The organism is Streptomyces sp. 1222.5 (genome assembly GCF_900105245.1).
GTDB lineage: Bacteria > Actinomycetota > Actinomycetes > Streptomycetales > Streptomycetaceae > Streptomyces > Streptomyces albidocamelliae.
On the sequence record NZ_FNSZ01000001.1, the window covers coordinates 3,248,033 to 3,263,199 of the forward strand.

Sequence of the window (15,167 nt, forward strand, 5' to 3'; positions counted from 1 at the left end):
GGGCGGTACGTCACACTCGGGACGCCCGCGTGCCGCGCCCCGGGGTCCTTCGGCGGCCGCCGGGCCGTCGTCAGGTGCCGCCCGTGAGCAGCCGCTCCAGGGCGGCCCGGTCCGGCAGGCCCGTGGGCCGTACGACCTCGCCGGTGCGCACGTACAGGAAGGCGACCGTGACGGACTCGGGCGGTACGCCCTGCTGCTCGGCCCAGGCCAGCCGGTAGATGGCGAGCTGGAGCGGGTCCGCCGAGCGGGTGCGGCTGGTCTTCCAGTCCACGATCTCGTACGTCGCCCCGTCGCCGTCCCCGTTGCGGTAGACGGCGTCGATGCGGCCCCGTACGACGCGGCCGGCGAGGCCGAGCTGGAAGGGCGCCTCGACCCGGTAGGGGGTGCGCCGGGCGTACTCGGTGCGCTCGAAGGCTTCCTTCAGGGCCTCCAGGTCGCGTTCGTCGGCGATCTCGGCGTCGCTGCCGGGCAGCTCCTCCGGTTCGAGCAGGGGCAGCGTCAACTCCTCGAAGCGGGCTTCGACCCAGGCGTGGAACCGGGTGCCCCGGCGCGCGGCCGGTTGTGGGGGGCGCGGCATGGGGCGCGCGAGTTCCTGCGCGAGCCCGTCCGGGTCCTCGGCGAGCCGCATCAGCTGGGACGCGGTCAGCGTGACCGGCAGGGGGACGTCCGTGACGGTCCGCCGGGCGCGCAGCAGCTCCCCGGTGAGTGCGCCGAGGTCGCGGTCCCAGGAGGCGATGGCTCGGGCCTCCTCCGGAGTGAGGGAAGTGCGGGGCCGCGCTTCGGTGCGCCGGGGGCCGTCCAGGCCGTCCTGCGGCGCGGTGGCCTGGTGGGGGACGGTCGGCCGCTCGGCGCTCTCTTCCTCCGGGGCGAGGTCGTCCGCGGCGGGCTGTTCCGCGGCGGGGGCGTCCGCCGCGTACGGCTCCGCACCGAAGGGGTCCTCGTCGTAGGGGAGGTCACCGTCGTACGGGACGTCCTCGTCGTACGGCTGGTCGTCGTACGGCTCCTCGTACGGGTCCTCGCCGTAGGGGTCGTCGTCCGGTGGTGCGGGCCAGTCCGGGTCGTCGACCGCGGCGGGGTCATGGGCGGCGGGCGGCCGGTCGTCGCCCTGGGCGGCGAGGGCGTCGAGGTGGGCGAGGACGGTGTCGGCGGCCGCGCGGCGGCGGGCCAGCGCGGCGTCGTCCAGCGGGAGCGGCCACACCTGGTCGGCGGCGGCCGTGTGCAGGGCCGGGTTCTCCTCGTCCTCGGCGGGTTCCTCGGCCCACGCCTCGATCTCGCCGTACCCGGCGGCGCAGTGGTCGTACAGCGCCTGGAGGAAGTCGGAGGGACCGCGCGGCTTCTTCTGGCTGGGGCCCCACCAGTGGCCGGAGCCGAGCAGCAGCGAGCGGGGGCGGGTGAAGGTGACGTAGCCGAGGCGCAGCTCCTCGGTGTGCTGGTGCTCCTTCATGGCCTCGTGGAAGGCCTTCATGCCGCGCGAGTCCCAGGAGTCGATGTCGGGAAGGGTGTCGGTGTCGCCGCGCAGGGCGTGCGGCAGCACCTTGGCCTGCGCGGTCCACTTCTCGCGGCCCTGTGCGCTGGGGAACGTGCCTTTCACCAGTCCGGGGACGGCGACGACGTCCCACTCCAGGCCCTTGGACTTGTGCGCGGTGAGCACCTTGACGGTGTTCTCGCCGCCGGGCAGGGCGTTGTCCAGGCCCTTCTCGTACTGGGCGGCGGTGCGCAGGAAGCCGAGGAAGGCGAGCAGGGTGGCCTCGCCGTCGCCCGCCGCGAAGGAGGCGGCGACGTCCAGGAAGTTGGACAGGGTCTCGCGCCGCCGGGCGGCCAGCGCGTGGGGGGACGCCGACAGCTCCACCTCCAGGCCGGTGACCGCGAGGACGCGGTGCAGTACGTCCATCAGCGGGTCGGACAGGGAGCGGCGCAGGTCGCGCAGCTCGGCGGCGAGGCGGGCGAAGCGCACGCGCGCGTCCGGCGAGAACGGCAGTCCGTCGTCGGTGCCCTTGGCGAAGTCCCCTTCCAGGGGCGTCTCCAGGAAGGTGTCCAGGGCGTCCGCGAGCGATATCACCTCGGAGGGGTCGGTCCCCTCGACGGCCGCGGCGAGCCGGCGGTCCGGGTCGTCGGTGCCGTCCACGCGCGCGTGGGCGACCAGCAGCCGGGCACGGCGGCCGAGGAGGGCGAGGTCGCGGGGGCCGATGCGCCAGCGCGGCCCGGTCAGCAGGCGCACCAGGGAGGCGTTCGCCCCGGGGTCCTGGAGTACTTCGCAGACGGCGACGAGGTCGGCGACCTCCGGCAGGTGCAGCAGCCCGGACAGGCCGACCACCTCGACGGGGACGTCCCGGGCCACGAGGGCGCCCTGGATCTCGGCGAAGTCGGTCGCGGTGCGGCACAGCACGGCGATCTCGGCGGGGGCCGTGCCGGTGCGCACGAGATGGGCGAGGGAGTCGGCGATCCAGTCGATCTCCTCGGCGTGGGTGGGCAGCAGGGCGCAGCGGACCGTGCCGTCGCGTTCGGCGCCGGGGGCCGGGCGGAGCGCCTCCACGCCCGCGTGCATGGCGCGCAGGGGTTCGGCGAGGCCGTTGGCCAGGTCGAGCAGGCGTCCGCCGCTGCGGCGGTTCTCGCTGAGCGACTGGCGGGTGGCGCGGCGCCCGTCCGAGAGCGGGAAGTGTGCCGGGAAGTCGTCCAGGTTGGCGACGGACGCGCCGCGCCATCCGTAGATGGCCTGGCAGGGGTCGCCGACCGCGGTCACCGGGTGGCCGGTGCCGCCGCCGAAGAGGCCCGCCAGCAGCACGCGCTGGGCCACGGAGGTGTCCTGGTACTCGTCCAGGAGCACCACCCGGAACTCCTCGCGCAGCAGGCGGCCGACCTCGGGGACGCGGGAGAGGCGGGCCGAGAGGGCGATCTGGTCGCCGAAGTCGAGCAGGTCACGCTCGCGTTTGACGGCCCGGTAGCGGTGGACGAGGTCGGCGAGTTCCCGCCGGGCCGCCGCCGTCTCGGGGACCTTGCGCAGATCGGCGTTGGTGAGCTTCGCGCCCCCCAGGGTGTGCAGCAGGTCGGCGTCCCAGGCGCGCAGTTCCTCGGGGTCGACGAGGTGTTCGGCGAGCTCGGAGTCGAGGGTCAGCAGGTCGCTGACGAGGTCCGCGAAGGAGCGGGTCAGAGCCGGGTAGGGGCCGGGTGCCTCGCGCAGCACGCGCGCGGCGAGCTGGTAGCGGGTGGCATCGGCCAGCAGACGCGAGGTGGGCTCCAGCCCGAGGCGCAGTCCGTGGTCGGTCAGCAGCCGCCCGGCGAAGGCGTGGTACGTCGAGATGACCGCCTCGCCCGGCGGGTTGTCGGGGTCGATGACGTCCGGGTCCGTGACACCGGCCTTGATCAGCGCCTTGCGGACGCGCTCGCCCAGCTCGCCGGCGGCCTTGTTGGTGAACGTGAGGCCGAGGACCTGCTCGGGGGCGACCTGCCCGGTGCCGACGAGCCAGACCACGCGGGCCGCCATCACGGTGGTCTTGCCCGAACCGGCGCCGGCCACGATCACCTGCGGGGCGGGCGGCGCGACGATGCAGGCCGTCTGCTCCGGGGTGAACGGGATGCCGAGGAGCTCCTTGAGCTGCTCGGGATCGGTGATACGGGCGGGCATGTGGAGAGAGGCTAGCGGCGGCCACTGACAGTCGGGGACGAATCCACCCGCCGGGGTGGAAGAGACGCAGGTCAGCGCGGGTGGTGCCGTACGTCACTCCGGACCGTGCACCACTGCGGCCGCACGCCGCCGTGCCGTTCGTCACTCCACCACGTGGCGGCCCTCGGGGCGGGCGCTGCACGAGGCGCGGAACGCGCAGTGGGTGCAGTGCTGGCCGGCGCTCGGGGTGAACCGCTCGTCGAGGACCTTGCCGGCGGCGGTGGCCAGCAGCTCGCCGACCCACTCCCCGGACGGCGGCTCCTGCGGTTGTACCTTGGGCAGGGTCTCCCCGCCGTCACGCTTGGCCGCACCCTGCCTGAGGTGCACCAGCTCGGCACCGCCCGGCTCGGGGCGCACCCCGTCGAAGGCCGCGTCCAAGGCACCCTCCCGGACGGCCAGCTGGTAGACGGCGAGCTGGGGGTGGCGGGCCACCTCCGCGGCGCTCGGCGCCTGTTTGCCGGTCTTGAAGTCGACCACGTAGGCCCGGCCGTCGCCGTCCGTCTCCACGCGGTCCATCTGGCCGCGGATGCGGATCTCGTAGTCGCCCGCCCCGAGGGTGACGTCGAAGTCCTGCTCGCTCGCCACGGTGGTACGGCCGGCGCGGTTCAGCACGTGCCAGTTCAGGAAGCGTTCGAGCGCCACGCGCGCGTTGGCCTTCTCCTGCTGCGACTTCCAGGGCGCGTCGAAGGCGAGCGCGTTCCACACCGAGTCCAGGCGTTCCATGAGGACGTCGAGGTCGGCCGGGGTGCGGCCGGAGGCGACCTCGTCGGCGAGGACGTGCACGACGTTGCCGAAGCCCTGGGCGGTGGTGGCGGGTGCGTCGGCCTTCACCTCACGGCCCAGGAACCACTGGAGCGCGCAGGTGTTGGCGAGCTGGTCGAGGGCGCTGCCGGAGAGCACCACGGGCTGGTCCCGGTGGCGCAGCGGCACCTTGCTCTCGGTCGGCTCGAACATGCCCCACCAGCGGTAGGGGTGCGCGGACGGCACCAGCGGGCGGCCGTCCTCGTCGGCCAGTGCGGCGAGCCGGGCCAGGCGGTCGGCGGCGGCCTCCCGCAGGGCGCCGGACGCGCGCGGGTCCACGGTGGTGGCGCGCAGTTCGGCGACGAGCGCGGCGACCGACAGCGGGCGGCGGGGTCGCCCGGTGACGTCCTTGGGTTCGACGCCCAGTTCGGTCAGGAACCGGGAGGGCTGGTCGCCGTCGTCGGCGGGTGCCTTCACCGCGGTGACGACGAGACGCTCCCGCGCGCGCGTGGCGGCCACGTAGAACAGGCGGCGCTCCTCGGCGAGCAGCGCGCCCGGGGTGAGCGGTTCGGCGAGGCCGTCGCGGCCGATGCGGTCCGCCTCCAGGAGGGAGCCGCGGCGGCGCAGGTCGGGCCACAGTCCCTCCTGGACGCCGGCGACGACGACCAGCCGCCACTCCAGGCCCTTGGAGCGGTGCGCGGTCATCAGGCGGACGGCGTCGGGGCGTACCGATCGGCGCGTGAGCGTGTCCGCGGCGATGTCCTCGGCCTCGATCTCGGCCAGGAAGTTCAGGGCGCCACGGCCGCCGGTGCGTTCCTCCGCGCGCGCGGCGGTGGCGAACAGAGCGCACACGGCGTCGAGGTCGCGGTCGGCGTTGCGGCCGGCCGCGCCGCCGCGCCGGGCGGCACGCTCCAGCCGGGTGGGCCACGGGGTGCCCTGCCACAGGTCCCACAGGGCCTCCTCGGCCGTGCCCCCGCCGGCGAGACGCTCGCGGGCCTTGCGCAGCAGCGCGCCGAGGCGCTGCGCGCCGCGCGCGTACACCGGGTCGTGCACGGACAGGCGCTCGGGCTCGGCGAGCGCCCGCGCGAGGAGTTCGTCGGACGGGGGCGGCAGCGGGTTCCCGGCGGCGCGCTCCTCCTCGCGCAGGGCACGCCCGAGACGGCGCAGATCGGCGGTGTCCATCCCGGCGAGAGGGGAGGCGAGCAGGGTGAGCGCGGTCTCGGTGCCGAGCCAGGAGGTGTCCGGGACCGGCTCGGCGGCCGGCGCGAGGGCTTCGGCCGCGGCGGCGGGTTCCTGTGCGGCGGGTTCCCCGGTGGTGGGTTCCTCGGCGGACGGATCGTGGTCCGCGATGGTGGCGGCGGGGTCGGCGGGGTCGGCGGGGTCGGCGGGGTGATCGTGGGCCGCGGTGGCCGCTTCGGGGGTCTCGGGGGACGGCTCCTCGTGCGCGAGGGCCCCGCCGGACTCCTCGGCGGCGCGCTCCGCGGTGGGCTCGCCGGGCTCCTCCGCGGACGGTTCGCCCTCCGCCGTGGGGCCCCCGGACCCCTCCTCGTGGCGCCGGGCCTCGGCCGTGGCCACCGCCCGCAGGGCCGCGAGCAGCGGGGCGACCGCGGGCTCGTGCCGCAGCGGCAGGTCGTCGCCGTCGATGTCCAGCGGGACGCCGGCCGCGGTGAGGGCCCGGCGCAGGGTCGGGAGGGTGCGGGCGCCTGCACGGACCAGGACGGCCATGTCGCTCCAGGGGACGCCGTCCTCCAGGTGCGCGCGGCGCAGGATGTCCGCCACGTTGTCCAGTTCCGTGCCGGCCGTCGGGTAGGTGTAGACCTCGACCCGGCCGCCGTCCCGTACGGCGGCCGGCTCACGGTGGGCGCGCACCTTGTCGGCGGGCAGCCTGGGCAGCGGCATGCGCTGGGTGATCAGGCGGGTCGCGGCCAGCAGGGCGGCCCCGGAACGGCGGGAGGTGCGCAGCACCTCGACGGGGGCGGGGCGGCCGTCCGCGCGCGTGAAGGCCACGGGGAAGTCGAGGATGCCGTTCACGTCGGCGCCCCGGAAGGTGTAGATCGACTGGTCGGGATCGCCGAGGGCGACCAGGGTGCGCCCGCCGCCCGCCAGCGCGTGCAGGAGGCGCACCTGGGCGGGGTCGGTGTCCTGGTACTCGTCGACGTACACGGCGTCGTACCGGTCGGCGAGCCGCGCGGCGGTCCCGGGCCGGTGGGCGAGCAGGACCGCGCGGTGGACGAGTTCCGCGTAGTCGATGACGCCCTGCATGTCGAGGACGTCCAGGTACTCGGCGAGGAACGCGGCGGCGGCACGCCAGTCGGGGCGGCCGATGCGCCGGGCGAAGTCGTCCAGGGCGCCGGGTCCGAGGCCCAGCTCGCGGCTGCGGGCGAGGACCGCGCGGACCTCGTCGGCGAAGCCGCGTGTGGTCAGGCAGGCGCGCAGCTCGTCCGGCCAGCGCACATGGGTCAGTCCGCGCCGCTCCAGCTCGGGCTGGCCGGCCAGCAGCTCGCGGACGGTGACGTCCTGTTCCGGCCCGGAGAGCAGGCGCAGGGGCTCGGTGAACAGGTCGCTGTCCTGGTGGGCGCGGACCAGCGCGTAGCAGTACGAGTGGAAGGTGGTGGCCCGGGGGGCGCGCGCCGCGCCCATGCGCAGGGCCATGCGGTCGCGCAGGTCGACGGCGGCCTTGCGGCTGAACGTCAGCACGAGGATCCGCTCCGGATCACCGCCGCGGGCGATCCGCGCGGCCACGGACTCGACCAGGGTGGTGGTCTTGCCGGTACCCGGACCCGCGAGGACGAGCAGTGGACCGGAGCGGTGGTCAACCACGGCACGCTGTGCCGCGTCCAGAGGAGGGGGATCCGTGCGGGACGGCCGGGTACGGACCAGTCGGTAAGCGCCACGGCTCCCCTGCCGCACCTGGGGGTGCGGCAGGCGCCTGGTGGTGGAGGAGGAGCTCACGTGGTTGGCCGGTCCTGGTGGTCGTACTGGTGGTCGGGCGGTCACGCGTGCGAGACGGTGGCCGCGGGGTGAGGGGGACGCGCGCAGCCGACGCTACGCTCCCGCTCCGGACGGAAGCAGGGCTTCCGCTTCTTCCCTCACGGCGCTCGCGCCACGCGAGTCCCGCACCTCACGAACGTACGTCATGCCACGGACGTCCCCGATGTCACCCGTACGGGCCGCGGGCCCTCCCCGGCGGCATCCGATGGCGGAAGCTGTCAGGTGTGACCCTCCGCGCCCGCGCCGCCGTCCCACCGGGCCCGCCGCATGTCGAGCCGCGGCACATGGCCCTCGGCGCTCCTGCCGGCCTGCCTCAGCGGCGTGCCCTCGTCGCGGTAGTGGGCGAGCGCGCGCAGCTCGTGCCCGGGCAGCAGCGCACCGTCCGCGCGGACCACCCGCCACCACGGCACGGCGCCGCCGTAGAGAGCCATCACGCGGCCGACCTGGCGCGGCCCTCCCTCCTCGAGCCACTCGGCGACATCGCCGTACGTCATGACCCGCCCCGGCGGAATCCGCTCGGCGACCTCCAGGACCCGCTCGGCGTATTCCGGCAGGGTCTCCGCGTACTCCTCGCGGGTCTCTCGGGCAGGTCTCTGCTCGCTCATTCGCCCCATCCTGCCGCACCCCACCGACATCGCGCCGGGGACCGCGCTCCTTGGTGCTCTCGCACCGGCGCGTCGCTTCGGGCAGACTGTGCGCCCGCGCATCCAGACCCTGATGCCCGCGTCGGTCGGTGGAGCATGCCACCATCGTGCGGGCGGTGACCGGTGATACGAGACCAAGAAGAGACCATGAAGCAGCAGGGCGTGCACCCCGAGGACGCGGCGGGCACCCCTGACGCCGCCGCGCGCCCCGACACCGCCCGCGCGGGCACGGGCGACCCGGACGCGCGGCGGGAGGAATCCGGTCCGCGCAAGGACGATCTCACGCGGCCACCCCGGAACGACGGCGGCACGCGCGCGCGTGAGGACGACGGCGCGGCGCCCGACGACGCCCGCGGGGCGTCGCGCGCGGGCGGCTCCTCGCCCGCGCGCGACGACGGCGACGGCGACAAGGCAGGCGAGGGGGCGCAGATGCCGGAGAAACCGCCCCCCGGCCACGGTTCGGGCGTGGGCGCGGACCCTCACGCGGAGGCGGTCGAGGGCGACGAGCCCCTGCTGCCCGCGCGGGTGCACCGCCCCTCCGACCTCATGCGGCTCCTGGTGGGCGTGCTCGCCGTCGTCGTGCTGTTCGCGATCGCCGCGTTCGCCCACGGCACCACCTCGGGCCTCGAACAGGACATCAACAAGGGCACGGGGCAGGCGCCCGATCTGCTCATCAAGATCGCGGGACTGGCGTCCAGCATCGCGATCCTCCTCGTGCCGGTCGCCTTCGCGATCGAACGCCTGATCAAACGGGACGGACTGCGGATCGCCGACGGCGTCCTCGCGGCCGTCCTCGCGCACGGAGTGACCCTCGCCACCGACCTGTGGGTCGCGCGGGGCGCCCCGGACTCGATCCAGGAGGCGCTCACCCAGCCCTCGCCGGGTGACATCCACGCGCTGACCGACCCCGTGCACGGCTATCTGGCTCCGGTCATCGCCTACATGACGGCCGTCGGCATGTCCCGCCGGCCCAGATGGCGCGCGGTGCTGTGGATCGTGCTGATGCTCGACGCGTTCTCGATGCTCGTCACCGGCTACACGACCCCGTTCTCGATCATCCTGACGGTGCTGATCGGCTGGACGATCGCCTACGGCACCCTGTACGCGGTGGGCTCCCCCAACGTCCGCCCGACCGGGCAGACACTGATGGCGGGCCTCAGACACGTCGGCTTCCATCCCCTCAGCGCGGCCCGCGAGGAGACCGTCGAGACGGAGAACGGCGACCGGGGCCGGCGCTACTTCGTCACCCTGGAGGACGGACCTCCGCTGGATGTCACGGTCGTCGACCGGGAACAGCAGGCCCAGGGCTTCTTCTACCGCGCGTGGCGCAATCTGACCCTGCGCGGCTTCGCCACCCGCTCCAGCCTCCAGTCGCTGCGCCAGGCGCTGGAACAGGAGGCCCTGCTGGCCTACGCGGCGATCGCGGCCGGCGCCAACGCGCCGAAGCTGATCGCCACCTCCGAGCTCGGCCCCGACGCGGTCATGCTCGTCTACGAGCACACCGGCGGGCGCACCCTGGACACACTGGCCGACGAGGAGATCACCGACGAGCTGCTGCGCACCACCTGGCACCAGGTGCAGGCGCTGCAGTCGCGTCGCATCGCGCACCGCAGGCTGGCCGGGGACGCGATCCTGGTGGATCGTTCCGGCAAGGTGATCCTCGCCGAGCTGCGCGGCGGCGAGATCGCCGCCGGTGATCTGCTGCTCCGCATGGACGTCGCCCAGCTGCTCACCACGCTCGGTCTGCGGGTCGGCGCCGAACGCGCCGTGGCCTCGGCGGTCGGCGTGCTCGGTCCGGACGCGGTCGCCGACTGCCTGCCGATGCTCCAGCCGATCGCGCTGACGCGCTCCACGCGCGCGACGCTGCGCCGGCTGGCCCGCGAGCGGGCCCAGCGCGAGCGCGAGGCGGTGCTGGAGGCGTCCCGGCAGACCAAGGCGGCCCGCGCGGAGGAGGCGTCCGGCGCGGCCCCGGCCGCCGTCGACAAGCCGGACAAGAAGACGGTCCGCGCCGAGCAGCGCGCGGAGAAGCGGGCCCTCGACGAAGCCCTCGATGAGGCCCGCGAGGAGGCCCGCGAGGAGGACCTGCTCACCCAGATCCGGCACCAGGTGCTGCGGATCAGGCCCCAGGCGCCCGTGGAACCGGCCCGACTGGAGCGGGTGCGGCCGAAGACGCTGATCAGTTTCATCGCCGGTGCCATCGGCGCGTACTACCTGCTGACGCAGCTCACCCACATCGAGTTCGGCACGCTGTTCGCGCAGGCCCAGTGGGGCTGGGTGGCCGCCGCGGTGGTGTTCTCCGCGCTCAGCTACGTCGCCGCGGCGATGGCGCTGCTGGGGTTCGTGCCCGAGCGGGTGCCGTTCCCGAGGACGGTGGCGGCGCAGGTCGCCGGCTCCTTCGTGAAGATCGTGGCGCCGGCCGCGGTCGGGGGCGTGGCCCTCAACACGCGCTTCCTCCAGCGCGGGGGCGTGCGCCCCGGGCTCGCAGTGGCGAGCGTCGGGGCGTCACAGCTGTTCGGGCTCGGCTGCCACATCCTGATGCTGCTGTCGTTCGGCTATCTGACCGGCACCGAGAAGACACCGTCCCTGTCGCCGTCCCGCACGGTCATCGCGGGTCTGCTGACCGTGGCGGTGCTGGTGCTCGTCGTGACCTCGGTGCCGTTCCTGCGGAAATTCGTCGTCACGCGCGTGAGGTCGCTGTTCGCCGGTGTCGTGCCGCGCATGCTCGACGTGCTCCAGCGGCCGCAGAAGCTGGTCACCGGCATCGGCGGCATGCTCCTGCTGACCGCCTGCTTCGTGATGTGCCTGGACGCCTCCATCCGCGCCTTCGGCGACGGCACGGTCTCGCTGAGCATCGCCAGCGTCGCGGTCGTCTTCCTGGCCGGCAATGCGCTGGGTTCGGCCGCGCCGACACCGGGCGGGGTGGGCGCGGTCGAGGCGACGCTGACCGTCGGCCTGATCGCCGTCGGCCTGCCCAAGGAGGTCGCCGCGCCGGCCGTCCTGCTGTTCCGTCTGCTGACGCTGTGGCTGCCGGTGCTGCCGGGCTGGCTCGCCTTCAACCACCTGACCCGCAAGGGCGCTCTCTGAAGCCGGCGGGGCGAGCGCACGGGCGTACCTCGTACGGCTCGCGTCCCGCGCGCGTGGGCGGACGCGGGCCCACGATGGAGACATGGCGAACCCCTTCTGGCTGCGTGCCGCCGTCCTGATGACCACCGCCGCGGTGCTGTCCGGTCTGCTGGCCGGATGCGGCGACGGCGCCGAGCACGACGGGGACGTCACGCAGCAGGAGCTCGACTGGCAGGACTGCCCCGCCCCGTCCGAGGCGGAAGGCGGCGGCAGCGCCCCGTCCCCCCTGCCGAACGGCACCAAGTGGCAGTGCGCCACCATGAAGGCGCCCCTGGACTGGGCGAAGCCCAAGGGCGACACCATCGATCTCGCCCTGATCCGGGCCAAGGCCAGCGGCCCCGCGGACAAGCGGATCGGCTCACTGGTGTTCAACTTCGGCGGCCCCGGCGGCAGCGGCGTCAGCACGCTGCCCGCCTTCGGCGAGGACTACGCCGCCCTGCGCACCCGCTACGACCTGGTCAGCTTCGACCCGCGCGGGGTCGGCCGCAGCGCACCCGTGAAGTGCGAGAGCGACGCCCAGCTGGACGCGTTCTTCCAGCAGGACGCGACCCCCGACGACAGCGCCGAACGCACCGACCTCGTGAACCGCACCAAGCAGTTCAACGCGGCCTGCGAGAACAACTCCAAGAAGATGCTGCCGCGCGTGCGCACCACGGACGCGGCCCGCGACATGGACCTGATGCGGCAGGTCCTCGGCGACGACAAACTGCACTACTTCGGCATCTCCTACGGCACCGAACTCGGCGGCGTCTACGCCCACCTGTTCCCCAAGCACGTCGGCCGGGCCGTGTTCGACGGCGTGGTCGATCCCACGCAGAACCCCGAGCAGAGCGCGCTCGGACAGACCAGGGGCTTCCAGCTCGCGCTCGACAACTTCGCCGAGGACTGCACGTCGAAGACGACGGAGTGCCCGGTCGGGGACACCCCGCAGGAGGTGAAGGACCGCATCGCCAAGCTCCTGGCCGACCTGGAGAAGAAGCCGATCCCCGGCATCCTCCCGCGCCAGCTCACCCAGACCGCCGCGACCAACGGCATCGCGCAGGCGCTGTACTCCAAGGACTTCTGGGAGTACCTCACCGAGGGGCTGGAGGAGGCGTACGACGGCGACGGCAAGATCCTCATGCTGCTCTCCGACTCGATGAACGGCCGTTCCGAGAACGGCGAGTACAGCAACATCACCGCGGCGAACATCGCCATCAACTGCGCCGACGACAAGCCCCGGTACACCCCGGACTTCGTCCAGCAGCGAGTGCCCGAGTTCCGCGCCGCCTCCCCGCTGTTCGGGGACTACCTGGCCTGGGGCATGCTCAGCTGCACCGACTGGGCCGTGCCGGGCGCGGCCGACCATCCCGACGTCAGCGCCCCGGGATCGGCGCCCATCCTCGTCGTCGGCAACACGGGCGACCCGGCCACCCCGTACGAGGGCGCGCGGAAGATGGTGGACGCGCTCGGCAAGGGCGTGGGCGTCCAGCTCACGTACAAGGGCCAGGGGCACGGCGCGTACGACAGCAAGAACAAGTGCGTGCAGAGCGCGGTGAACGGCTACCTGCTGGACGGAAAGCTGCCGAAGGCGAGCGCGGTCTGCTCCTGAACTCCCCGACACCGATTGAAGATGCAGTTCAGAGAGTTCTCCACAGCTCGTAACGGGTTCGGCCCGCTATGCCTACCATGGCGTGAACGCCCGGCGCGGCACTGACGCGAGGGGCCTGTGAGGGGGGGTGCACATGAGGCGATGGCTGCGATGGACGGCGGCCGCGGCCGCGACGCTGCTGGTGGCCGGCTGCGGCGGCTCGTCGGACGGGGGCGGCGGAAAGAGCGACGGCAAGGCGACGGGCACGGCTCCTGGGCCGGCCTCGCGGTCCTCGGCGGCGTCCTCCGCGGACCTGCCGGACTCCCTGACCTCCCAGCACCTGGACTGGCACCGCTGCGAGGCCACCGGGGACGCGAAGGCGCCGGGCGACGACTGGCGGTGCGCGACCCTCAAGGTGCCGCTGGACTGGGCCGAGCCGGGCGGTGCGACGATCGGCCTCGCCCTCATCCGTGCGCGGGCGACCGGCGGGGACCGCCTCGGCTCGCTGCTCTTCAACTTCGGCGGCCCGGGCGGCTCGGGCGTGGACACCATGCCGTACTACGCGGCCCTGGCCTCCCCCCTGCGTGCGCGCTACGACCTGGTCAGCTGGGATCCGCGCGGAGTGGGCCGGAGCGAGGGCATCCGCTGCCGCGGTGACCGGGAGATCGCGGCCGCCGAGGACGTCGACGCCACCCCGGACACCCCCGCCGAGGAGAAGGCGTACTTCGAGGACTCCACCGCCTTCGGCAGAAGCTGCCAGAAGGCCGCCGGCCGGTTGCTGGCCCATGTGTCGACCACCGACACCGCGCGCGACATGGACCTGATGCGCCAGGTGCTCGGCGACACGCGGATGCACTACTTCGGCATCTCCTACGGCACCGAACTCGGCGGTGTGTACGCCCACCTGTTCCCCAAGCGGGTGGGACGCCTGATCCTCGACGCGGTGGTCGACCCGACCGCGGACACGGTGGGCCACGCCGAGAACCAGACCCGCGGCTTCCAGCGCGCCCTGGACGACTATCTGAAGTCCACCGGCCAGGATCCCGAGCAGGGCTCCCGGAAGATCACGGACCTGCTGAAGCGGATCGACGCCGAGCCGCTGCGGACGTCGTCCGGTCGGAGACTGACCCAGACGCTCGCCGTCACCGGGATCGTCCTGCCGCTGTACAGCGAGTCGAGGTGGCCGCGGCTGACCGGTGCGCTCGAGTCGGCGGAGAAGGGCGACGGTTCGCAGTTGCTGGCACTCGCCGACGACTACAACGAGCGGGACTCCTCGGGGCACTACGGCACGACGTCCCACTCCCAGCGGGCCATCTCGTGCCTGGACGACAGACAGCGGCCGACCGCCGCCGAGACGAAGCGGCGACTGGCGGAGTTCGAGCGGATCTCCCCCGTCTTCGGGGACTTCCTGGGCTGGGACTCGGCGGGCTGGTGCCACGGCTGGCCGGTGCCGGGCCAGTTCGACACCCCGGAGGTCGGTGCGCCGGGCGCGGCGCCCGTCCTCGTCGTCGGCAACACCGGCGACCCGGCCACGCCGTACGAGGGCGCCCGCAGAATGGCCGACGAACTGGGCCGGGGCGTCGGCGTCGAACTCACCTGGAAGGGCGAGGGGCACGGAGCGTACGGCCGCGGCAGCGACTGCGTCGACTCGGCGGTGAACGCCTATCTGCTGAAGGGGACGGTACCCAAGGACGGCACGGTCTGCTCCTGACGGACGCCGGCGCGGACGGGGCTCCGGACACCTGTGGCGCCGGAGCCCCCGCTCCACGGCTCATGCGGGAGCGTCGGGTCGACTCAGCTCCAGCGCTGGGCCTTGAGGCCGCCGTCGAAGCCCGTGTAGAGGACGCTGTCGTGCTGGCCGAGCGTGAGCCCGGTCGCCTTGTTCTTCAGACGCCAGCCCGCGGTGTCCTTGATCTCTTCCCACTTCTGGTTGGCGCCGCCGTTGCAGTCCCGGATGTAGACCTTGCCGTCCCGGTTGCTGTCGAGGCAGTCGCCGTAGCTGGTCTTGAGCGTCCAGCTGCCGTCGGACTGCTTGGTCTCCGTCCACTTGGACGGCGGCGTACCGCAGTCGGCCCCAGCGAGCGGGATGTTGTTGATGTAGCCCAGGCACTTGCCGTTGAGCTTGTTCTTCCAGGTGACGGTCCCGTTGGCGAACGCCTGGCCGGCGCCCGCCAGGATCACCACGGGGGCCAGGATCGCGACCGCGAGCCTGCCCATCAAGCGCTTCTTCATGAAACTCCCCGTATCTTCCGTCGAACAGCGACGGCAGCCGCGACCACGGGGCCGCGAGGATGGTCATGCCTCGCATACGGCCCGGTGGCCCTCGTGCTGCGGTCGCGCGGTGTGGTCGACCTCAACATGACTCAGCACGTATGAAGTTGACGCCACGTTAACCGAGGTGATCATCACACTGCAACGCGGATCCCTTCACCACAGA

Annotated in this window: 7 protein-coding genes; 3 read left to right on the forward strand and 4 right to left on the reverse strand. The window is 73.5% G+C overall.

What is annotated here, in order from left to right:
• Positions 1–70: 70 nt before the first annotated feature.
• From BLW57_RS14480 to BLW57_RS14490, 3 genes are all read right to left on the reverse strand, one after another.
• Positions 71–3,622 (reverse strand): ATP-dependent DNA helicase, encoded by a 3,552-nt coding sequence (locus BLW57_RS14480; RefSeq protein ID WP_093474897.1) that lies wholly within the window; start codon positions 3,620–3,622, stop codon positions 71–73.
• 141 nt (positions 3,623–3,763) lie between these two features.
• Complete coding sequence (locus BLW57_RS14485; RefSeq protein ID WP_093474898.1) at positions 3,764–7,354, reverse strand: ATP-dependent helicase; 3,591 nt, start codon at positions 7,352–7,354, stop codon at positions 3,764–3,766.
• 257 nt (positions 7,355–7,611) lie between these two features.
• A complete protein-coding gene (locus tag BLW57_RS14490) occupies positions 7,612–7,998 on the reverse strand; it encodes an MGMT family protein (protein WP_256339481.1) in 387 nt (128 codons plus the stop codon).
• A 186-nt stretch (positions 7,999–8,184) separates the two neighbouring features.
• Between BLW57_RS14490 and BLW57_RS14495 the strand changes: the two genes are divergently transcribed.
• From BLW57_RS14495 to BLW57_RS14505, 3 genes are all read left to right on the forward strand, one after another.
• Positions 8,185–11,121 (forward strand): lysylphosphatidylglycerol synthetase family protein, encoded by a 2,937-nt coding sequence (locus BLW57_RS14495; protein WP_093474901.1) that lies wholly within the window; start codon positions 8,185–8,187, stop codon positions 11,119–11,121.
• An 82-nt stretch (positions 11,122–11,203) separates the two neighbouring features.
• On the forward strand, positions 11,204–12,751 hold the full coding sequence (locus BLW57_RS14500) for an alpha/beta hydrolase (protein WP_093474903.1): 1,548 nt from the start codon (positions 11,204–11,206) through the stop codon (positions 12,749–12,751).
• 133 nt (positions 12,752–12,884) lie between these two features.
• Complete coding sequence (locus tag BLW57_RS14505) at positions 12,885–14,441, forward strand: alpha/beta hydrolase (protein ID WP_093474904.1); 1,557 nt, start codon at positions 12,885–12,887, stop codon at positions 14,439–14,441.
• 83 nt (positions 14,442–14,524) lie between these two features.
• Here BLW57_RS14505 and BLW57_RS14510 read toward each other — a convergent pair whose 3' ends face one another.
• Positions 14,525–14,962, reverse strand: coding sequence for an RICIN domain-containing protein (locus BLW57_RS14510; RefSeq protein ID WP_093474906.1), 438 nt, complete (start codon positions 14,960–14,962; stop codon positions 14,525–14,527).
• Positions 14,963–15,167 lie beyond the last annotated feature (205 nt).